General features: G+C 42.7%; 21 protein-coding genes. 10 read left to right on the forward strand and 11 right to left on the reverse strand.

Annotated elements, in window-relative coordinates:
• Window positions 1-108 precede the first annotated feature (108 nt).
• The gene (locus tag MHM87_RS14730) at window positions 109-1,035 is read right to left on the reverse strand and encodes an FAD-binding protein (RefSeq protein ID WP_075177384.1); all 927 of its coding nucleotides are present in this window, start codon (window positions 1,033-1,035) and stop codon (window positions 109-111) included.
• Window positions 1,032-1,784: an electron transfer flavoprotein subunit beta/FixA family protein gene (locus MHM87_RS14735; protein WP_014949735.1), complete on the reverse strand. Its 753-nt coding sequence runs from the start codon at window positions 1,782-1,784 to the stop codon at window positions 1,032-1,034. The genes MHM87_RS14730 and MHM87_RS14735 overlap by 4 nt, the downstream gene beginning before the upstream one ends.
• 370 nt (window positions 1,785-2,154) lie before the next feature.
• Between MHM87_RS14735 and MHM87_RS14740 the strand changes: the two genes are divergently transcribed.
• The 5 genes from MHM87_RS14740 (at window position 2,155) to fldA (ending at window position 6,081) form a co-directional block, all read left to right on the forward strand.
• Window positions 2,155-3,804: an electron transfer flavoprotein-ubiquinone oxidoreductase gene (locus tag MHM87_RS14740; RefSeq protein ID WP_239259833.1), complete on the forward strand. Its 1,650-nt coding sequence runs from the start codon at window positions 2,155-2,157 to the stop codon at window positions 3,802-3,804.
• Window positions 3,805-3,926: 122 nt separating this feature from the next.
• Complete coding sequence (locus MHM87_RS14745; RefSeq protein ID WP_014949737.1) at window positions 3,927-4,325, forward strand: H-NS family nucleoid-associated regulatory protein; 399 nt, start codon at window positions 3,927-3,929, stop codon at window positions 4,323-4,325.
• Window positions 4,326-4,407: 82 nt separating this feature from the next.
• Window positions 4,408-5,187, forward strand: a complete 780-nt coding sequence (locus MHM87_RS14750) for an alpha/beta fold hydrolase (protein WP_239259835.1) — start codon at window positions 4,408-4,410, stop codon at window positions 5,185-5,187.
• 124 nt (window positions 5,188-5,311) lie between these two features.
• Window positions 5,312-5,530, forward strand: coding sequence for a DUF2788 domain-containing protein (locus tag MHM87_RS14755; RefSeq protein WP_012519093.1), 219 nt, complete (start codon window positions 5,312-5,314; stop codon window positions 5,528-5,530).
• 26 nt (window positions 5,531-5,556) lie between these two features.
• The gene (fldA, locus tag MHM87_RS14760) at window positions 5,557-6,081 is read left to right on the forward strand and encodes a flavodoxin FldA (protein WP_014998614.1); all 525 of its coding nucleotides are present in this window, start codon (window positions 5,557-5,559) and stop codon (window positions 6,079-6,081) included.
• A gap of 85 nt (window positions 6,082-6,166) precedes the next feature.
• On the opposite strand, the gene MHM87_RS14765 is transcribed toward fldA, so the two are convergent.
• The 4 genes from MHM87_RS14765 to MHM87_RS14780 form a co-directional block, all read right to left on the reverse strand.
• Window positions 6,167-6,802: a hypothetical protein gene (locus MHM87_RS14765; protein WP_239259837.1), complete on the reverse strand. Its 636-nt coding sequence runs from the start codon at window positions 6,800-6,802 to the stop codon at window positions 6,167-6,169.
• 19 nt (window positions 6,803-6,821) lie between these two features.
• Window positions 6,822-8,636 carry a hypothetical protein gene (locus tag MHM87_RS14770; RefSeq protein WP_171338280.1) on the reverse strand — a complete coding sequence of 605 codons (1,815 nt, stop codon included), beginning with the start codon at window positions 8,634-8,636 and terminating at the stop codon, window positions 6,822-6,824.
• Between the two features lie 27 nt (window positions 8,637-8,663).
• Window positions 8,664-9,002 (reverse strand): hypothetical protein, encoded by a 339-nt coding sequence (locus tag MHM87_RS14775; protein ID WP_239259839.1) that lies wholly within the window; start codon window positions 9,000-9,002, stop codon window positions 8,664-8,666.
• Between the two features lie 197 nt (window positions 9,003-9,199).
• Window positions 9,200-10,222, reverse strand: coding sequence for a hypothetical protein (locus MHM87_RS14780; RefSeq protein ID WP_239259841.1), 1,023 nt, complete (start codon window positions 10,220-10,222; stop codon window positions 9,200-9,202).
• Between the two features lie 120 nt (window positions 10,223-10,342).
• Here MHM87_RS14780 and MHM87_RS14785 point away from each other — a divergent pair, with 120 nt between their 5' ends.
• On the forward strand, window positions 10,343-12,439 hold the full coding sequence (locus tag MHM87_RS14785; RefSeq protein ID WP_239259843.1) for a TonB-dependent receptor: 2,097 nt from the start codon (window positions 10,343-10,345) through the stop codon (window positions 12,437-12,439).
• Here the strand turns inward: MHM87_RS14785 and MHM87_RS14790 are convergent.
• Window positions 12,436-14,442 carry a methyl-accepting chemotaxis protein gene (locus MHM87_RS14790; RefSeq protein WP_239259845.1) on the reverse strand — a complete coding sequence of 669 codons (2,007 nt, stop codon included), beginning with the start codon at window positions 14,440-14,442 and terminating at the stop codon, window positions 12,436-12,438. The genes MHM87_RS14785 and MHM87_RS14790 overlap by 4 nt on opposite strands.
• A gap of 315 nt (window positions 14,443-14,757) precedes the next feature.
• Here MHM87_RS14790 and fur point away from each other — a divergent pair, with 315 nt between their 5' ends.
• On the forward strand, window positions 14,758-15,186 hold the full coding sequence (gene fur, locus MHM87_RS14795) for a ferric iron uptake transcriptional regulator (RefSeq protein WP_014949741.1): 429 nt from the start codon (window positions 14,758-14,760) through the stop codon (window positions 15,184-15,186).
• 50 nt (window positions 15,187-15,236) lie between these two features.
• Here the strand turns inward: fur and MHM87_RS14800 are convergent, their stop codons facing one another.
• The 4 genes from MHM87_RS14800 to MHM87_RS14815 form a co-directional block, all read right to left on the reverse strand.
• Window positions 15,237-16,103: a D-amino acid aminotransferase gene (locus tag MHM87_RS14800; RefSeq protein ID WP_014976741.1), complete on the reverse strand. Its 867-nt coding sequence runs from the start codon at window positions 16,101-16,103 to the stop codon at window positions 15,237-15,239.
• Window positions 16,100-17,047: a biotin-dependent carboxyltransferase family protein gene (locus tag MHM87_RS14805; RefSeq protein ID WP_239259847.1), complete on the reverse strand. Its 948-nt coding sequence runs from the start codon at window positions 17,045-17,047 to the stop codon at window positions 16,100-16,102. The genes MHM87_RS14800 and MHM87_RS14805 overlap by 4 nt, the downstream gene beginning before the upstream one ends.
• Complete coding sequence (locus MHM87_RS14810) at window positions 17,044-17,784, reverse strand: allophanate hydrolase subunit 1 (RefSeq protein ID WP_239259849.1); 741 nt, start codon at window positions 17,782-17,784, stop codon at window positions 17,044-17,046. Before MHM87_RS14810 ends, MHM87_RS14805 begins: the two co-directional genes overlap by 4 nt.
• Window positions 17,785-17,919: 135 nt before the next feature.
• Window positions 17,920-18,657: a 5-oxoprolinase subunit PxpA gene (locus MHM87_RS14815; protein WP_239259851.1), complete on the reverse strand. Its 738-nt coding sequence runs from the start codon at window positions 18,655-18,657 to the stop codon at window positions 17,920-17,922.
• 65 nt (window positions 18,658-18,722) lie between these two features.
• On the opposite strand from MHM87_RS14815, the gene MHM87_RS14820 reads away from it, so the two are divergent.
• From MHM87_RS14820 to MHM87_RS14830, 3 genes are all read left to right on the forward strand, one after another.
• On the forward strand, window positions 18,723-19,607 hold the full coding sequence (locus MHM87_RS14820; protein ID WP_061485999.1) for a S1-like domain-containing RNA-binding protein: 885 nt from the start codon (window positions 18,723-18,725) through the stop codon (window positions 19,605-19,607).
• Between the two features lie 83 nt (window positions 19,608-19,690).
• Entirely contained in the window at window positions 19,691-20,083 is a 393-nt protein-coding gene (locus MHM87_RS14825) for an OsmC family protein (protein ID WP_014949747.1), read from the forward strand.
• Between the two features lie 213 nt (window positions 20,084-20,296).
• Entirely contained in the window at window positions 20,297-21,430 is a 1,134-nt protein-coding gene (locus MHM87_RS14830; RefSeq protein WP_239259853.1) for an efflux RND transporter periplasmic adaptor subunit, read from the forward strand.
• Window positions 21,431-21,445: the final 15 nt, after the last annotated feature.

Genomic DNA, 21,445 nt, shown 5'->3' on the forward strand with positions numbered 1-21,445 from the left:
TAAAAAACATACCCGTAACTACTCTAGGTATTTTATAACGATTCCCTACAAAAAAGGCTGCGTATACGCAGCCTTTTGTCTTTATTTTGCTTAACCTTAAAATTCGATTTACAACGAATTTTCCAGCTCTGGAAGTACATCAAATAAGTCACCTACTAACCCGTAGTCAGCAACCTGGAAGATTGGCGCTTCTTCATCTTTGTTGATAGCAACAATGACTTTAGAATCTTTCATACCTGCAAGGTGCTGAATAGCGCCCGAGATACCTACAGCAATATATAGCTGAGGCGCAACAATTTTACCTGTTTGACCTACCTGCATATCATTCGGAACGAACCCAGCATCTACTGCGGCGCGTGATGCACCAATAGCAGCACCTAGCTTGTCAGCAATGCCCTCAAGAAGCTTGAAGTTGTCACCGTTTTGCATACCGCGACCACCCGAAATTACCACTTCTGCTGCAGTTAATTCAGGTCGCTCAGACTCAGTCAGCTCTGCCGATACGAAATCAGACTTATCACTGCCTTTTACAACGTCCACTGCTGCAACTTCTGCGCTGCCGCCTGTTGAAGCTGCATCGAACGATGCGGCACGAACTGTAATTACCTTCTTCGCGTCAGATGATTGTACGGTAGCAATAGCGTTACCTGCGTAAATTGGGCGTACAAACGTGTCTTCACTCTCTACACCAATGATGTCAGAGATTTGCGCTACGTCTAATAAAGCCGCTACGCGAGGCATGAAGTTCTTACCTGTCGTGGTTGCAGCAGCAACAATGTGGCTGTAGTCAGCAGCAAGTTCTACTACTAGATCAGCCGTATTCTCAGCAAGCTGATGCTTGTAAGCAGCATTGTCAGCAACAAGTACTTTTGCAACACCATCAATTTGCGCCGCAGCTTCAGCTACTGCTTGGCAACCTTCACCTGCGACTAGCACGTGAATATCGCCACCCATTTTCTGCGCGGCATTCACAAGCTTATGCGTTTCAGTCTTTAAGCTTGCATTGTCGTGTTCTGCATATACGAGTACGCTCATGAGATCACCTTTGCTTCATTTTTTAACTTGTCTACCAACTCAGCAACATCTGCCACTTTAATGCCACCCTCGCGCTGAGGCGGAGGCGTCACTTTTAGCACCTTAACGTTTGAGTCAAGTGAAACACCAAAATCCGCAGCCGCTTTAACGTCTAACGGTTTGCGTTTTGCTTTCATGATATTAGGAAGCGATGCATAGCGCGGCTCGTTCAAGCGAAGATCTGTAGTTACTACCGCTGGAAGCGAAAGTGCAACAGTTTGAAGACCGCCGTCAATTTCACGGGTTACATTTACTTTTTCGCCGTCAACAACGACTTCTGACGCAAAAGTCCCCTGCGGCATGCCAGTTAATGCAGCAAGCATCTGTCCTGTTTGGTTATTGTCAGAGTCGATACTCTGCTTACCAAGAATAACAAGCTGTGGTTGCTCTTCTTCAACTACTTTAGATAACAGCTTCGCCACTTGAAGTGAATCAAGATTTTGGTCGGTATCGATTTGAATACCACGGTCAGCACCTAGGGCTAGTGCTGTACGTATTTGTTCTTGGCAGCTCTTATCACCAATTGAAACAACAACGATTTCAGTGGCCACACCTTTTTCTTTTAATCGAACGGCTTCTTCAACAGCAATTTCGCAAAAAGGGTTAATGGCCATTTTTGCGTTGGTAAGATCTACGCCAGACTCATCGGCCTTCACTCTTACCTTAACGTTGTAGTCGATCGCGCGTTTGACCGGTACGAGTATTTTCATATTTACCTCAATTGTTGAGTTCGTCGGTGTCTATTACGTTTCATTAATAATTAACTATTAATAATTAAAACGTATTACTTCACCACGCTTTTTGAAACTTTAACAATGTGCTCTACGTTAAAAAAGAATCCGTGGAACGTACGTTTTTTAAAGGCTAGCCTTAAAACGCCGTTAACACCACGTTTACGAGCAGTTATAATACACTGCCAGTTAACGTTAACGTAAACTGCTTTGCAATGTACTTACTGTTGACGTAAACGTCAACCTGCATTACCTTGCAAAACGACAATTAATTTACATGTTTTTGACACAAAGCATTATTTGTTTCATCAATAGTGCATTATAAAAATACAAACATAAGGAGCCTCCCGTGGAACGAGAATCGATGGAGTTTGACGTAGTCATCGTCGGTGCCGGCCCAGCTGGATTATCAACGGCTTGTAAGCTTATGCAGCTTGCAAATGAAAAAGACCAAGAGCTAATGGTTTGTGTGGTCGAAAAAGGCTCCGAGGTAGGTGCACACATTCTTTCTGGTGCCGTGTTTGAGCCGCGCTCACTAAACGAACTTTTCCCTAATTGGAAAGAAAAAGGCGCACCTCTCAATACACCCGTAACTGAAGACCACATTTACCTACTTAATGATGAGACTTCAGCGAAAAAGTTACCAAACGCTATTACCCCGAAAACCATGCACAACGATGGCAACTATATTGTGTCTATGGGTAATGTGTGTCGCTGGTTGGCAGAACAAGCTGAACAACTAGGTGTTGAAGTATTCCCTGGCTTTGCGGCCTCTGAAGTTATTTACAATGAAGATGGCAGTGTTGGCGGTGTACTTACCGGCGACATGGGCGTGGGTGAAAACGGGGAACCTAAAGACGGCTACATGCCAGGTATGGAGCTACGCGCTAAATACACAGTGTTTGCAGAAGGCTGTCGCGGTCACTTAGGGAAAGACCTCATTTCGCACTTTAAGCTGGACGAAGACAGTTCACCGCAACATTATGCCATTGGCTTTAAAGAAATTTGGGATATAGACCCATCTAAGCACCAGCCAGGACTTGTGGTTCACAGTGCCGGCTGGCCACTTGACGATGCAACAGGCGGTAGCTATTTGTACCACGCTGAAGATAACCAAGTGTTCGTTGGCCTAATCGTAGACCTAAACTACGACAATCCATACCTAAGCCCGTTTGATGAATTTCAACGCCTAAAGCACCACCCCGTATTTAAACAGTACCTTGAAGGCGGTAAACGTGTCTCTTATGGCGCAAGAGCTATCGCTAAAGGTGGGTTTAACTCGTTGCCTAAAATGACCTTCCCAGGTGGTTTACTCGTCGGCTGTGAAGCCGGAACGCTAAACTTTGCCAAAATTAAAGGTAATCACACGGCCATGAAGTCGGGCATGCTTGCAGCAGAGAGTATTTTTGAAGCCATTTCAGAAAATGCTGAGGCACCAGTAAAAGAGTTAACAAACTTTACAGAGAAATTTAAATCATCGTGGCTATACGACGAATTGTTCCGCTCTCGTAACTTTGGCCCCGCTATCCACAAACTCGGAAATTTCTGGGGTGGCGCATTTAACACGCTAGAGCAAAATATCTTTAATGGTAATTTGTTTTTCACCATGAAAGACGAACATAAAGACTACGCACAGCTTAAAGAAGCGAAAGATGCAAAAGAGATTTCATATCCTAAGCCAGATGGCGTGTTAAGCTTTGATAAACTGTCTTCTGTGTTTTTATCTAATACAAATCACGAAGAAGACCAGCCTTGCCACTTAAAATTAAAAGATCCGTCTATTCCTTTGCAGGTTAATTTACCTAAATTTGCAGAGCCAGCACAGCGCTACTGCCCTGCTGGTGTATATGAAGTAATTGAAGAGGAAGGTGAAAAACGGTTCCAAATTAATGCACAAAACTGTGTTCACTGTAAAACCTGCGACATAAAAGACCCAAGTCAAAATATTAAATGGGTAGTTCCGGAAGGTGCCGGCGGACCAAATTACCCGAACATGTAATTTAAAGTATTAATTTGCTATTTAACGGATATTTTTAAAAAGCGAGCTTGGCTCGCTTTTTTTTTGTGCTACTTTTATTTATTATCCAATAGAAATTAAGTACAACGTATTAAGGTTAATTAATGAGCGATTTTTTAGATATTTTAACCCATGGAAGACGTTTACAAGGTGCTGTTAAGGAATTAAGCATTGAAGAACTTGAACAAGTTCAAGAAAAACTTAGCGGTATAATTGAGAAAAGAAAAGAAAAATTAGTAGAACAAGAAAAGCTTGAGAAAGAAAAATTAGAGAAGCTCGCTGCTATTAAAAAGCAAATGGAAGAAGCGGGTTTAAATGTTGAAGATCTACAGGCATTAAATGTAGAAACAAACAAAAAGGTTGGCAAAAAACGTCCGGTTAAATACAAGCTTGTTGATAGCAAGGGTGAAGAACACCTTTGGACAGGTATTGGACGTATGCCTCGCGTTTATAAAGAAGCGCTAGATAGCGGTAAGTCACTCGACGATTACGCCATTAATTAATTGAAATTGTGAATTAAACAAGGCCTGTTTTTACAGGCCTTATTTTGTTTGAACAGCATGTTCAGAAACGGATAAGTATATTGTGAAGTTGAACTACAAACTTTCGGAATGCGCTTCTACCTCTCCCTGGCTGATTCTCATTCATGGACTATTTGGAAATGCCGATAATTTAGCCGGCATTAAGCGCCACTTTGAGTCTAATTACAACGTGATCAGCATTGATCTGCCTGACCACGGTGAATCCCCATGGACATCTTCATTTTCTGTCGACAATGCTGCAAATGGGGTGTTCGAGATTATGCAATCGCTTAATATTAGAGAAAGCGCGGTTTTAGGCCACTCATTAGGCGGCAAAGTAGCCATGAGATTAGCCTTAAACCACGGCGACGTTGTTTCTCACCTCATTGTCGCCGATATTGCACCAGTATCTTACGACCATAGCCACCAAACCGTATTTGATGGACTCAAGGCCGTTCCTTTAGATGCAATTCAAAGTAGAAAAGATGCTGAAAAAGAAATGGCTAAACATGTGAATGAGCCAGGCGTTCGACAATTCTTATTGAAGAGCCTATATCAAGATGAAAATGGTGATTGGAAATGGCGTTTTAATGTCGATGGATTAATTGCCAGTTATTCACACATTATTGATTGGGAACAAACAAATCAAACATTTGATGGCGTAACCTTATTCATCAAGGGCAGTGAGTCTGATTATATTACGCCAGCCTATCGCGATGACATAACGCGTTATTTTCCCAAGGCTAAAGCACATGTAATAGAAGGTACTGGCCACTGGTTACATGCAGAAAAGCCAGCGGTCTTTAACGCCGTTGTAGAAAGAACGCTCAATAAATCGTCTTAAAGAAGGGTTTTCATCATCATTTAAGATGAGAATGACTATTATTACCTATTTTTGAACGTTTTAGGCTCTTACAGGCGTATATACTGTGATATAGTTGCGCCAGATTTTTTTAAGTAACAACACTATGCTTGCAGAAAATTACGAACTCATTGAGTCCATCATGCTGTATGGCGGCTTATCTATCCTTTTTGGGTTGATGGGTTTTGCTGTACACGATGTACTGCGTAAGAACGATGTGCCACTTATTGGACGAGTGGTAACGTACGGTGTGCTAGGTTTAGGCGCATTAGGGTTTCTTGCGAAGGGCATTATTGAATGGTTTTGGCTAAGCACAGGCGTTTAATTAGTAACGATTAATAGAGGTTAGATATGGCAAGCGTTGGCCTATTTTTCGGAAGTGACACGGGTAATACCGAACATGTTGCGAAAATGATCCAGAAGGAATTGGGTAAACAGCTAATTGATGTTAAAGACATTGCCAAGAGCAGTAAAGAAGACATCGCTGAATTTGATTTGCTTATCTTTGGTATCCCTACGTGGTACTACGGTGAAGCGCAATGCGATTGGGATGATTTCTTTCCTGAACTAGAGCAAATTGACTTCAACGACAAGTTAGTTGCTATTTTTGGCTGCGGTGACCAAGAAGACTACGCGGAATACTTCTTAGACGCTATGGGTATGGTACGCGATATCGTAGAAGCCAAAGGCGCTATCTTAGTGGGTCAGTGGTCGACTGAAGGTTATGATTTTGAAGCGTCTAAAGGTATGGCTGACGACAATCATTTTGTTGGTCTTGGTATCGATGAAGACCGTCAACCAGAACTAACAGAATCTCGCGTTAAAGCGTGGTGTAAGCAAATTCACGATGAACTTTGCTTGGCCGAACTTGCATAAGCTTAAAAAAAAGACCGCGTTTCTATCGATCTGCGGTCTTTTTCATTACTTCTCTTTTATCCGGTGCATGCTGAAGCAATCCCTCCTAGCGTTTAATCTGTCTTACGAAAGGTGCTGTAGCAATCATCATCATTAAAAAGATGATGCCAGATGACGGTGCGGAAACCTGTGTAGTTACTCTTGCACTCCTCGCGTCAACATTGGTAAGGTCATTTCCTTGGCCATCGCCCAATAACAAAACCGTCAAGTCAAGATCGGTAAACTCCCCCATTTCTAAATCAATCACGTTAAAAGTTAGAGAAGCAAGTGTAGTTACGGTTGATTGCAAAAACTCAAGGTCACTTGAAAATAGAAAACTTAATAAATTCAAGTTTATTGAGTTTCCTGCTGCGTTAAGCCCGCTCATGGTGTCATCGGTGTAAGCATCAGCAGTTAAATCAAAGAAATCATTTGTAATTATACTTCCTAGCGCGTCGCTGTAGTCAAAACTAACAAAGCTAAGCACCGTATTATCAAATGAAACGTCAACATCAAATACGCCTATCGTAGTATCGATTGGGTCGCCAAGATCACCTGCTATGAGGTCAACAGTAACCACTTGCCCTGTACCCGAAACCTGAATAGAGGGTGACAGTGCAATAAATACAGCGTGCACAGGTAACGAAGCCGTCGCAAATAAAGCAGTAATCGAAAACAGCATTGCTTTAATGATTTTTTTCATAACACTTTCCTTATAGTCTTTATTGCGGAGCAGTCACTGCACAGCGCGCATTGGTACAAGAATCTACACACGCTCTTGCATCGAGCCTGTTTATTACTCCATTGTTATCAATATCTAACGGATCATTCGCAGCTGCAGGTCCAGACGCCGAAATAATCAGGTTTAAATCAAATCTATCAACGAAGCCATCTTCATTAACATCACACGCACCAACCTCTGCCAGCGTAGCTAGCGCTAAGTCTGAAAAATGGGGGCTATCACCATCATCATTGGGACGAAGCTCTACCCTCATTTGCATGAATCGGCCCACTGCTCCCAAACCAGGATTGCCATTCGACGCATCTTGATAACTGATAAGCTCTAACTGGTTTTCAACATCTGACGCTCTGTAACGTACTCGAATGCTTGAACCTGGAGGGATATCGCCATCGGGTTCATTGTTCCAAGAAACCATGTCCCATTCAGTACCGGGGCTACCACTATCTCTTGTCACTATCCAAATACCGCTTCTATCGGTTACATTTCGTGCAGCAAAGCCTGTAGAGTCACTGTAGGTGTAAGGGTTTGCACCGACGGGTTTAATGAGTAACTGATTACCTGTTGCTCCATCAAATTTCGCCACATTATTACTATTTAAGCCCATAACCCAAACATTTTGGTTACTGTCCACAGCTACCCCTACTGATGTTGAAGTTGGGTTCGGCGTAGACCAGACTCTTGTGCCGTCGGGCCGTGTTTTAATTACAGTGGATAATCCACCTATTAAGTTACCATCTCCATCTGAAGATATTCCGTATTGAGTATTAAAATTTGGAGCTAGCGTAAACTCACCAGTTAGAGGGTTTCCATCATTGGCAGGAGCGGCTCCCTCAGGTGCGTTAGGATCATATTCATTAAAATCTCGACCTGAGCGCCCGAAGTACACCTTATCGTTAGCCAACGCTATTCCATATCCACTGGCGCGAATAGACTTTGTCCCCAAGAAAGGATCACTTGCAGTGTTCACTAAGTTTGTATCAACTACAGCCATAACTGAAGAAAGCGTTGCGCTCCACAAGATTCCATCGCCGTCAATCAAGCAACCATAAGGCCTATGGCCGGGGGTTCCAATAGGTCCGTTCAGTACCGTACCATCGTCAGAATCGACTCGATAATATTCAGAAGCGTTATACATTCCCAACCAGATATTTCCATCTGGGGCAATACATAGTGAACGGCCTAACCCACGGTCCCCACCTATCTGTTTGACCCAAGCAATTCGTTCATCAACTATTTCATCTGCGTCATATATACCATTACCATTACTATCAACAGGCATTGGCATTTCGTTCGGATCGTTTCTATCAATAGAGCAATCTCCATTTACATCTCTTGACGTGTCAATGACCCCGTTGCCATTTCTGTCAATACCGCCCTCAGCCAAAATTTTCATAACACTAGGTGGCTTGTTGTCGAAATGACGGTTAGCAACGTACACGTTGCCTTCTATATCGACTGCTGTTCTTGAAGGAGCAGGTCCTGAGTAGGCTCCATGAAAGTTAGTAAAAAACCAAGTACTGTACCGTGCTTCTTCGCAATCAGTATCTGTGTTTATTTTTGATACCGAGTCCTCACCTGCATTTGCTACCCAAAGTACTGGAAAAGTAGAGCCTGTTTCACTAAGTACCAGCGATTCTGTAAGTGCATCGTATTCCAGCGAATTAAGGCTACCCTGCACAAAGTCGCTATCTATGGTGTAAACCACTTCCTGAGAAGAAACTGCACTTGAGGCAATTGCTAACGTCAAACCTAAAGAAACAAAAAGTGATGGTTTTGCTTTTCTAATCATTTTCATAATTACATCCTCTGTTTTCTCTATGCCTTATTGACGTGCACTAATTGATGACACTTCTTTTCCATCAATAACAGCAGTTATCCTCACTGTATTCGCGTCACTCAATGCTCTGAACGTTAATTCAAATTGGCCAGAGCTATCTGTATACACTGTCTCTTCAGATAAGAGTGCACCAGAAGTATCATCTAAGGCTTTGATATCAATGTAAGTGCTAGAAGGTGCACCTCCTCCACTGACTTGAATGTCTTCGTTCACGGATAATACGGATGGGGAATTTAGCCAGGCTGCCTCTGCAGCATACGCGTACAACGTTATCGAGTGTGCTGCGAAAACTATCCCCGAAAGGGCCAGTAATTTTCGCTTCATTGGAAAGTCCTTTATGCAATATTTAAGTAAGTCTTAACGCACTACTAAGACATTAGACCTAATGCATATACCAAGCCATATCGATAAACAGCTCAATTTTTAACCACTTACAGTTTTTCGGTAAACCTTTAATTAAAAAAATGCAAAAAAAGCTGACAGCATTAGGGTTAGGAAAACTTTGCAGGTATCTACAGTAGCTACTCTCTAGGAATTGGCCTTACTTTTGGCAATAAATGGAATCCGCTATCTGTAGGCGAAACTGGGGTGTGAGTATCTGTATTAATCTCAAATAAAACGCTCGTGAACCTTCCTTTTACATACTGCGTATAGGTTACGGCCTTTCCATCACTTGACCAAGATGGATTCATTATTTCTATACCGGAAGGTGAAAGTTGTTCGGATATTTTGCTTTCTAAGTTTAATAAGTACAGCTGTCTAGTTGTACCATCTAGCCTGGAGCTCAAGAATAACAAATTATTCGGAGGGAAAAACCGACCTTCAATATCGATGAAGGGACTTTCAACGATTAAATCTAATTGATTGTTAGAAATATCTAGGTGGTAGATGTTTATGTTTTTTTCATACCTAGCCGTTACGTACAGCGAAGAATCAGACTCGCCCCAATCAAAGTCTAATATTCTGTACTGAGTAGGTACTATTTCTGACTTTATACCTTGCTTGGTTAATATCGTTATATTGTCATTTTCAATAACTGCTATTCGGTTTCCGTCCCGTGAAAATTTAGGTGATATAAGTTCGGATTTCTCTGAGGTGTAAACTGTTTGGATATTGGACATTAAATCCACTGTTTTCACTGATTGTTTTTCGTCATCAGTACCAATGAATACTAAAAGATTCTCATTGGGAGAAAACTCTATCCAAGTTGGACTATGCACCGTGTCTACTAGTGTTTTTCGCTTTTTGCTAGCAACGTTATAAAGCTCAATAAATGTTGAATTAAGCGTTCTACCCAGAAACGCCAAGTGGTTTCCATCGAAACTCCATGTAGGATTGAGGTCGTCAAGCTCATTGTTTGTGACTTGGTTAACTTCCTGAGATTTTATGTTTTTGATATAAATATCTAAATTACCATCTGCATTAGACAAGTAGGCCACGCTTTGCTCACTGTCACCCACTTTTGCTGAGCGCTCATCTGTCGCGCCACAACCGATTAAACCGCAAAGCGAAAAAAAAAGTAGTGTCAATTTACGCGTTGTCATTTCTCTCTCCCTGTAGATAAAAGTAAACTTGCCAACATTTCCATTTTGTTGTACAAAAAAAATACAATTTAGTAAAGAGTCGTTGCTTTATTGATATCATTTACAACAAAGGAAGTTACGATGAATACGAAACTACGCACCTCTAAAGTTAAATTTTACACGTTAATTTTAACCAGTTATTTAGGTATTTCCTCAAGCTCTTACGCAAACGTTTTGCTAGAAGATGACGTCGAAGTTATTGAAATTACTGGAAGTAAGACCTTTGACACTATTTCAACACTCCCCTATACCGCCTACGTGTTAGATAGACAGCCAATAGAAAAGGCAAATTTCAGAAATATCATTGACAACTTCAAGTTAGTACCTGGCGTTCTTGTACAAAAAACCTCTCACGGCCAAGGCTCTCCGTTCATTCGTGGTTTCACTGGATACCGAAATTTGATGCTGATAGACGGGATCAGACTGAATAACTCTACATTTCGCTCTGGCCCCAACCAATATTGGAGTACCATTGACATAGGTTCTGTGCAGCGGATTGAAATAATTAAAGGCCCGCAAGGCGTCGAATACGGATCTGATGGAATTGGCGCTATCGTTAATGCTTCAACAATAACACCAACGTTTAATAAAAACTCACTGCGCTTTATGACGCGACTCGCCGAAGGCGAAAATTCGAATATATTCGGGTCTCGATTAAATCTTTCAAGTTCAGCAGATAGCGCACTCACCACGGGGGTTACGAAAAAAGACTTTGGCGACTTCGAAATGGCTAGCGGTACGCTACAAAACAGCGGCTACGACGAACTAGCTTACGACATCAAGTGGCAAAAGCAATTGGCTAACAGCACAGTCACAATTGCGCATTACGCGGTTAAACAAGATGATGTTCCAAGAACGCATAAAACAATATTTGGCCATTCTTTCGCTGGCACGACAATTGGCAACGAATTACAAAGAGATCACGACCAAACTCGAAACCTTACCTATGCTAAATTTAGTCATCAGCCATTATCAAACCCTTTTTATACCGACCTAGACCTTACTTTATCCTATCATCAGCAAGATGAAGAGCGCACGCGATTGAGAACAGGTGACAGGTTTGATCGACAAGAAACGAATGTAGCAACGACAGGCATAAGCGCTACACTCTCTAAACACATCAACGATGCTCTTCGTTTCAATTACGGACTTGATGTCTACCATGATGATATAGAAAGTTACGCCAGTAATAATCCCATTCAAGGGCCTGTTGCTGGGGATGCCGATTACCTAAATAGCGGTCTTTTTGCCAAAGTTGTCGGTAACCCAATGGAACAACTCACGTTAGCGCTAGGGGCAAGATATACCTACATTTCTGCAGAATCAGATAAAATTCAAAGCCCTATTACTTCAGATGTCATTTCGCTTGATAGAACGTGGAATAACGTTGCACTAGCATTAGAAGGTATCTACGCCTTGAGCCATAACGCGAGTGCATATCTCACAGTAGCTGAAGGTTTCAGAGCGCCAAATTTTTCTGATTTAAGTCGCTTTGACTCTGCAAGAAGCAACGAATTTGAAGTGCCATCCACCAATCTCGAGCCTGAACAATACTTGAGTACAGAACTTGGACTTCGCCTGGCTTATCAAAGCTGGAAGCTCAACACAGGTTTTTATTACACTGATATAGAAGACCAAATTGTTAGATTTCCAACAGGGACCGTAAACTTTGATGGGGAATTTGAGATTAGTAAAGCTAACGCCACTAGCGGAGAAGTCTATGGTTGGGAGTTTGATTTTCTAGCTCAGTTAAACGAACAGTGGTCATTTAGAATTTTTGGCTCTCTTAACTATGGAGAGACGTTCCAATTTCCAGAGTCATTGAGCGAGCCTAAGAAAGAGTACATTGGACGGCTAATGCCGCATAACGTAGGAGGTATCGTTAACTATGAGTCTAGTGATAAACGTTGGTATGCCCAAGCTGAAATTTTAGCTCAACAGAGAGCCGATAGGCTTTCAACTCGCGATATCAGAGATACAGACAGAATCCCCCCTGAAGGTACGCCAGGCCATGTGATTGTGTCTTTACGGGCAGGCTACACAGTTTCAGATACGCTGAACTTAGCTGCAAGCATTGAAAATGTTGCCGACAAAGATTATCGCATCCATGGTTCTGGCCAAAATGAAGTAGGCAGGAACATCAGTGTAGCGCTTAACTGGGATGTCGAATTTGATTAAAGCTGAAACCGCTCTACTGCTTTTCTCAAGCTCTCAGTTTGCGCATCCAACAACATTGTCGACTCGTTCGACTGGCGCGTGCTTTGCGCACTGGAGTCGGCTAAAGCAACTATGCGGTTCAAACTTTTCGCAACATCACCAAGTAAAACATCTTGTTGTTCGGTATCAGCCACAATGTGTTCATTAATATCGCTTAACCGCTCAATGATTTCTCTAATACTCTCTACTTGTTGAGATACTTGCTGGGTAATTTCCACCCCTTCTTGCGCTTGTTCGCGCCCTGCATTAATAGCTTTTACTGCCTGCGCAGCATCTTTTTGTAAATTCCCAATCATCTGTTCAATTTCTTCCGTAGAGTCATGGGTGCGGTTAGCTAGCGTTCGCACTTCATCCGCAACAACCGCAAAGCCTCTACCTTGTTCACCAGCTCTTGCAGCTTCAATGGCTGCATTCAATGCTAACAAGTTGGTTTGCTCTGCAATCGTTTTAATCACGTCTAAGATACTGCCAATATTGCGAGAGTTGTCGTCCAAACGATTAATGATCTGCGCCGAAGACTCCGCCTGTTTGGCTTGATTACCCACCTGCTGACTGCTTTTTTGTACCAATTGACCAATATCTGTACTTTGCTTTGTTATATCGCGTAGGGCGTCCATTGCTTCATTAATTTGGGCGAGGTTGCTGCGGCTTTTTTCCTGTACATGTTTTGTATTCGTAGACGTTACCGTTACTTGCTCACGTTGCTTGTCTACCTCAGATAAGCTCTTATTACCCAGCTCTACGCTTTCTTTTGTAATGTCTATAAGGCGTTTTTCTTGCTCTAATATATTGCCCACTAGCTCTCGTAAACTATCGGTTAGGCTGTTCACTTTTGCGGAAAGGGCAGAAAACTCGTCATTGCCCTCTTGAGGCAATTTGGTGCTTAAATCCCCTTTACTTAGCTGACTTAAGCCTTTATTGATACGGCCAAGGGGCTTGGAAATACTACGGGTTACAATAACCGCTAAAAATATTGCAGCAACCAAGCCCAGTGCCGCGACAATGATATTGCGCACAAGGTTGGCCTGAACAGATTCAAGAATGGCGTTCTGCCCATCAAGAGATTGCTTCTGGACAGCGTCAAACAAAGTATTAATGTCGGCAAGTGCGGTTTCTAACGCTTCTTTTGCTTCCTTCTGAGCTTTCGCCGCTTTGTCTACTTCAGAAAGTTTTTGTCGCTGCAAAGCAATTAATCCATTTGTGCCGTTTACCGCTTCCATCAGTAAATCATACTGTTCGTTAAAAGAAGCTATCGTACCGCCATCATCTACCCCTGTGGCCAAACGATTTACATAGTCTTTATCTACCTGCAAATTACTCAATTGGTATTCTAAATCTTCAATAATACTCGCACTTTGCGTAGCGTTATCGGTTTCAGCCAGTTCAATGAATGAATCATTCATTGTGAGCAATTTGTTGTCTATTGCAGTACCCGCACCAATTAGCGTTTCAATACTGGGGTTATTTCCCTCTAAATAGGAAAGATCTAGCATTAACGCACTAGCCTCATCGGCCGTCATTAAGACTTTTTCAAGCTGTGCAGCAAGAGCCTTCTCGATATTCATTCGCTCGTTGATAGCGGTATACATGTCGTTACTACTATTAACGTAGGCTAGACTAACGTCGACAGCGTTACTGGCTACCGCGTTGTTTGGCATAAGTGAGTTTAAACGAGACAAGTCGTCAGAGAATGCGGAAGATAAAGTATCAAACGTCTCTTTGTTTGCGACCAGCTCTTCTCTATTTTCGACATGATATCCGTTGGCAGTAATCACTGATAAAGAGAGGATCTCAGTCTTTACTTTTACCATGCTGGTCTGAACTGGCATCTTTTGCTCTACAACGTCTTGTGCAGAATCTTTTATTCCGCTAAGACCAAAATAGGAAAGAATACTGGTAAGTAATAATAAGCAGCCGAATAAGCCAAAGCCTAACGTGATTTTATTTATAATTGTTAACTGCATGGGCACTTCCACCAAAAAAACATGCCAAAAAATAAAAAGGGTTGTATCGCCTTTTTAAGTTTAGTTTAACAGGATGTTAATTCAATGCATCAAAAGTTTTATTTATTTTGCACATTTGTTAGATAAATCTTGCACTTACAATCTGGTCAGGCCAGACACCATGCGGGCTGTATCGAAGTAACAATTTTTATCGCACCAGTGCAATGGATAAATTTTCAGCGAGAAAACAAAGTTTCCACGGTTTTGCTTTTAAATTGTTTCAACTTACCTATAATAACCACCAAATACTTATTCACTCGTTCTTAGTAGGTTGTAATGGATCAAAATAAAGAATTGAAAAAAGCAGGGCTAAAAGTCACTCTGCCTCGCCTTAAAATTTTACAAATTCTGCAAGAGCCAGAAAACCAACACATCAGCGCTGAAGACGTTTACAAAATCCTTATCGAACAGGGTGAAGAAATTGGTCTTGCTACCGTGTACCGCGTGTTAAACCAATTTGATGATGCAGGCATTCTCAATCGCCACCATTTCGAAGGTGGAAAATCTGTATTTGAAATCAGTCACAAAGATCACCACGACCACCTTGTGTGTTTGAAGTGTGGCAAGGTCATTGAGTTTGAAGATGACATTATCGAAGAACGCCAAGAGATGATTGCAAAGCAACACAAGATGAAGCTAACGCATCACAGCCTTTACTTATATGGTGAGTGTACAGACGGTAACTGCGACAACTTACCTGAATAAGTAGCAGTTTTATTCTAGCAAAAGGCCCGCTTTAAGCGGGCCTTTTTTCGTTACGCTTTAAACTTATATGCGTGGTAAGCCTTAATGGCTTTCTCCCACACGTCACCCACTTCCCCTGTGCCAATAGGTTTTCCGTCTACTTCAACTACCGGGGCAACTTCTTTGCTTGAAGAGGTTAACCATACTTCATCTGCCTCCAGCAACTCATCTTTGCTAAACCAAGTTTCAGTAACAACCAGGCCTGCCTGTTTAAATGCTTCAATTGCAATGGCGCGAGTAATACCGGGAAGAAGTTCATGGTTTAAGGGCGGCGTAGATATACATCCGTTTTTCACCATAAACACGTTGCATGAGCTTGCCTCGGTTATCATACCTTCGCTGTTGTACAAAATAGTTTCGTTAACGCCTGCGTCAACACCCGCTTGGTAGTGCATTACATTGCCTAACAAGGATGTGGATTTGATATGGCATCGTTGCCACCTTTTATCCTGTTGAAGCGCAACTTTGAAAGGCCTTGCTTCAGATTTTGCTGTGGGCTGTGGTGGCGCTATTTCAAAAGCAAACCCGAATACCGTAGGTGCTATATTCTTAGGATATGCATGAAAACGTTTTGTATCGGTGCCACGGCTTACGTGGAAATAAACACCAATGTTTCCGCTTTCTATAAATGCTTTGTTTTTTTCGACCAAGCTGGTCAAAATGTCTTGCCATTCTTCTGCTGAATAAGGGTTAGCGATTTCAATAGCTTTAAGGCCTTGCGCCATACGCGAAGTGTGCCCCTTGAAGCCTACTGCGCTACCAGAATACGTTGGAATGACTTCATAAATACCATCACCAAAAAGGAAGCCTCTGTCCATCGGAGAAATTTTAGCCTCAGAAAGAGGCATATACTCACCGTTTAAAAACGCAATCGTCACAATATTTCTCCTTGTAGTCGGCGACGCCTACTTGTCATCAGTAGCCAGTCTGCCCTTGCATCTTCTTCATGTTGAAAAACAAAATTCACTTTTTCGCCTGGCACGGCTTGGGCCAAGCGACTTATATCACAGGGGCTTACACAGCCAAGTTTTGGATAACCCCCTAATGTTTGTCTGTCGCGCATCATTACAATAGGCTGCCCGTCACCGGGAACTTGAATTGCACCTAAATGAATTGCCTCTGAGCGCATGTTTTCTATATCGGCCGTAACTGATTCACCGGTCAACCTAAAGCCCATGCGATCGATAGCCGATGAAACCGTATAGCTGCTTGTTTCAAACGTGCGTAAAGCAACAGCGCTAAAACTCGAAAACTGATACCCGGGAATAACCCGAATAGACTCTAAAAAACCATAGTTGTCTATGTGCTGCCGCGAGAGAGTGCGCATTCTAGCGGTGCTTTTAATTCTGCTGTTAGCTGAAATGTCGATGCAATCGCCATCTTTTAACGCGCATCCCTTACCATCCAACCCACCAAGTTGTTCGCGTACTACCGTACATGCACTCCCTACCGCTTTTGGCACGTGCCAATTTCCACCTATTGCCAAATAGGCTTTACTACCAAGTAGAGCGCTGCCAAACGTAATAGTTGCGCCTGCCGGTACATGTTGGCTCTGGTATGTTGCTTTAGCGTTTCCATCTACATCGAGTGAGGGCTCCCTGCCAGTCACAGCAATAATACAATCTTCATCAACCCGTAATCGCACTTCACCAATCGCTTCGAAGCATGGCGTACCGTCTAAATTGAAGGCGAGAAAATTGGCCCAATCATAGGCGTTACTATCCATAGGGCCTGATTCACAAAATCCATCCCGTTGCCGCCCTACTCGCCCGTTATCAATAATAAGGCTATACAGTCCCTTATTGAGTACTTCAATTTTCATCGTTCAACCTGCAATCCTGCTCTATATTCCTGTTCAGTAACCGAAACGAACTTAACGACATCACCTGCTTTTAACCGCGCTTCACTTTGCTCTTCGCTGTGAATGAGCATGTCAAATGCCGTAAGTCCCAATAGGTTCCAGCCTCCTGGTGATTCACTGGGATAAACGGCAGTTTGCCTATCAGCGATTGCAACCGCACCTTTGGGTACGCGTTTGCGCGGTGTGCCTAGTCGCGCACATTTGAGCGCTTCTGGAATATCCCCCATGTAGGCAAAGCCCGGAGAAAAACCCACTGCGTATACTTTATAAGTCGTGCTAGTGTGCAATTCGATAATCTCTTCAATAGACAGTGACGTTTTCTTACTCACTACACTTAAATCACTTGCATTAGGCGCACCGTACCAAACAGGAATTTCAATCACGGCGCTACTTTCATTCTCTTTTGCTTGCAAAGAGAATGATTGCAGGCTCATGTCTTCAGCGCTTAGATTACTTATGGCACGGTATACACCGTGGCTATCAATTAATGCCATATCAAAAATAATCAACAGGCTGTCATAGGAAGGCACACACTCACGCAGCCAAGCCCACGAATCGCTTCCCTTTTTGCTATCTATCGCTGCCAGCATGTGATGACAGGCATTATTCGCGTCGTCCAGGTTTGCGCCATCAAAGTACAAAATAATGGCGTCTGCACTTGCTGTAACTATTCGCTTAATGCGACCGAAAGCTTGCATCTACTGTCCTTGTTATTTAAACGGCTGTCAGTGCTTGGTTCTGAGTACTTAGATTTAGATATACCACTCTCAGCACAACAATGGGTAACAGCCTCTTGTATTGTTCTTGTAAAATGTGTTTTTTATGAGGCAGGTTTATAGAAATGTTCTGATTTTCTTTGCAATACTCACCGCCCCTTTGGTATCGCCATGTACACACAGAGAATCCGCTTCTATTGCAAGTGTTGCGCCTGAGGCTGTCGTTACTGTTCCCGATGATATAAGTTGTTTAGCTTGGAGCAATGCGTCGCTCTCGCTTAACACGGCACCTTCGATCAAGCGAGATTGCAGTAAACCTTCATCGGTATAACGCCTGTCTGAAAATGCTTCAAAATACAACGGCAGCTCCCACTCTTGCGCAGCGTCTTTAATCGCTGCATTTTGCGACGTAGCCTGTACCATTAGTGCGAGGGGCGAATTTAACGACTGCATATTTATTTCGGCTATGCTTTGCATTACTGTGCGCATGACAGCTGTATCTTTCATCATGTCATTGTAAAGGGCGCCATGAGGTTTCACATAGCTCACGTTGGCCCCACAAACCTTTGCCATTCCACTCAATGCACTTACTTGATATTGAATCATAGCGCTGAGTTCATCAGCGGCAATCGCCATACTTCTGCGACCAAATCCCTGTAAGTCTGGATAGGCTGGATGGGCACCTATGACCACGTCATGTTGTTTGGCTAACCGAATAGCCTGCTTCATCACTAATGGGTCACCAGCGTGAAAACCACACGCAATGTTGGCCTGATCAATTTCTGCCATAATGGCCGATTCCACCGGCATAGACCATGCGCCAAAACTCTCACCTAAATCGCAATTTAACTTCATAATGGTTTAGCTCTTACGTTCATTCCAGTATCATGTTACCTGTTCTTTTTAAAAAGTCAGTGCTGATGATAAATATTGGAAAAATTAATACATTACGCGTGGTAGCCCAATACCCTTTTGGCTACGCTTTAGCGCCACTTGTCGAAAACAACGACGAAAACGACAGCGTAATAGAAATAGATGATGCTGAAGAGCTGCAAACTGTTACGCTTGCGATTGACGAAGTAGAAACTTCCCTCGCAGAAGGACAACAGATAGACGTATTTGTAGCCACAGATCAGCGCGGCGATCTCTATGCCACCATGAAGAAACCTTTGATTCAAGTTGGCGAAACTAAGGTACTTAAAGCGGTATCTGCCACTAACTTTGGTGCATTTTTCGACTGGGGTTTAGACAACGACCTTTTAATGCCCAACGACTACCAAGCCCAACCTGTTAATCCAGGTATGTACTATGTTGTTCACACCTTTTTTGATGATAAAACCCAGCGTATTTTAGGTGCTACCAAGCTTCACTATTTTCTAAAGGAAAGTAGTGCCTATCTCAACGAGGGCGACACAGTGCAATGCTTGGTTTATGCCAAAACTGATTTAGGTTTTAAGGTAGTTATCAATGAAAAAAGCTTAGGTCTTATTTTCCATAGCGATGCCTTTAAGCCACTTAAAGTCGGGCAAGCTACTGAAGGGGTAATTAAAACAATTCGTGACGACGGCAAAGTGGACGTAGCCCTTCAGCGCGTAGACAAAGGTGGCCGTGATGCACTTCAACAAGCCATTTTGGATGACTTAGAAGCCCACGGTGGGATTTCTACGCTAACAGATAAGAGTGCGCCAGAAGCCATTTACTCTCATTTTAACGTGAGTAAAGCCGCGTATAAAAAAGCGTTAGGGGCGTTATATAAGCAAAAGAAAATCACGCTTAGCCCAGATGCAGTTCGCCTTAACAAATAAACGCACATGTCACAGCTGTATTGAAGCGCTAAACTGGCCTGTCTTGCAGCTTCCTTTTTATTTTTATGACATTAGGACAAACAATGAAAGCACGTGTTTCTTGGGATCAAGATTTAACTTTTACAGGAACTACAGACAGCGGTTACAAAACGGTGATGGACGGCAGCGGAAAGGCCGTATCTCCAATGGAGTCAGTGCTGTTGGCAGTTGGTGCATGTTCAAGTATTGACGTTGTAGATATTCTTAAAAAAGGGCGCTTTAACATTGAAGCCTGTAACTGTGAATTAGAAGCTGAACGCGCTGAAGAGCCGCCTCGTGTATTTACTAAAATTCACGCGCATTACACAGTGTCAGGTGAAGGCATTAGTGAAAAGGCCCTTGCTCGCGCTGTGCAGCTTTCTGCAGAAAAATACTGTTCCGTCATGCTAATGCTAACGGGTAATGTTGAGATCACTACAAGCTATACTTTGGTTTAATAAACTATAGTAGAACCAGCCTCTTTTTAGCGATTCTCGCTAAGCATTAGTAGAAAAGGCCAACCACTTGGGTTGGCTTTTTCGTTGAAACTGTTTGTTACACTCGTAAATCATTGAAATAATTAACAATTAACATTAGTTAACATCTTTGGCATATTAGCTGCTGTATATGGTCATTATTATATAACGACAATTACGTTAGGGTTATTGACCATGGAAACTACAACGCACAGCAACACCTCTTTTTCACCATCACATTCTTTATATCCGTTTTCGCCAACATCACTCAAATTACTTGTTGGAAGCGGTATTGTTGCCCTCTCTCTCTCGATGACAGCATGTTCTGATGCTGATGCCATTAACAACCAAGCCAACGCCACCGAAGTTGAAGAAACCGTTTTTGCTATTCCCGTTGAAACCCAAACCATTGTTACTGGCGACATTACGTCCACTTACGATACAACCGCTATTTTAGAAGCCCGTGAAGAAGCATTTGTGGTTGCGCGAGCATCTGGAATTATCGAAGAAATTTTTGTAGAAGAAGGTGATTATGTTGAAAAAGGCCAGGTACTGGCACAGCTTGATAAACGCCGCTACGAGCTGAACTTATCAAAAGCTTTGGCTGATTTAGCTGGCATTGAAAGCGAACTAGAAAAGGTCAACAAAGTCTATTCTAAAAAGCTTATCAGCGATGACACTTACGACAAGCTCACTTCGCAATTTGAATCAGCAAAAGCATCTGTACGCTTGGCTGAACTTGATTTGAAAGAAGCCACTATCACAGCCCCAATTGATGGATACATTGCAGAGCGAAACGCAAAAGTAGGTAACCTGACTGAATCGTTCCAACGGGAGAGAATGTTCCATATCGTTCAGCAACGTAATCTTCAAGGCATTGTGTATCTGCCTGAAAATGAGCTACCTAACGTAGTGATTGGACAAGGTGCAATGCTTACCGTGGCGGCTTTAGGCGACAGAAGTATCACCGCGAGTGTTGAACGTATAAGCCCGGTCATCGATGCGACCACCGGCACGTTCAAAGTAACCTTAAAAGTACCTAACGAAGATAACAAACTTAAAGCCGGCATGTTTACCGATGTGTCACTTGAGTACGCAACCCATGCTAACGCCACGTTGTTGCCTCGTAGAGCGCTAGTTACCATCGATAATAATCATAGTGTATTCGTTGTCGACAACGGCAAAGTTAAAAAAGTTGATATTTCTACAGGTTTTGAAAACAACGAAGTCGTTGAAGTTATTAATGGTTTAAACGGTAATGAAGAAGTGGTTACCGCAGGCCACCAAAACTTGAAAGACAGCGCCCCTGTTGAAGTAGTTAATAGCTAATTCGGCCCAACAAGG

It is taken from the genome of Alteromonas sp. Cnat3-28, assembly GCF_022348265.1.
Lineage (GTDB): Bacteria > Pseudomonadota > Gammaproteobacteria > Enterobacterales > Alteromonadaceae > Alteromonas > Alteromonas macleodii.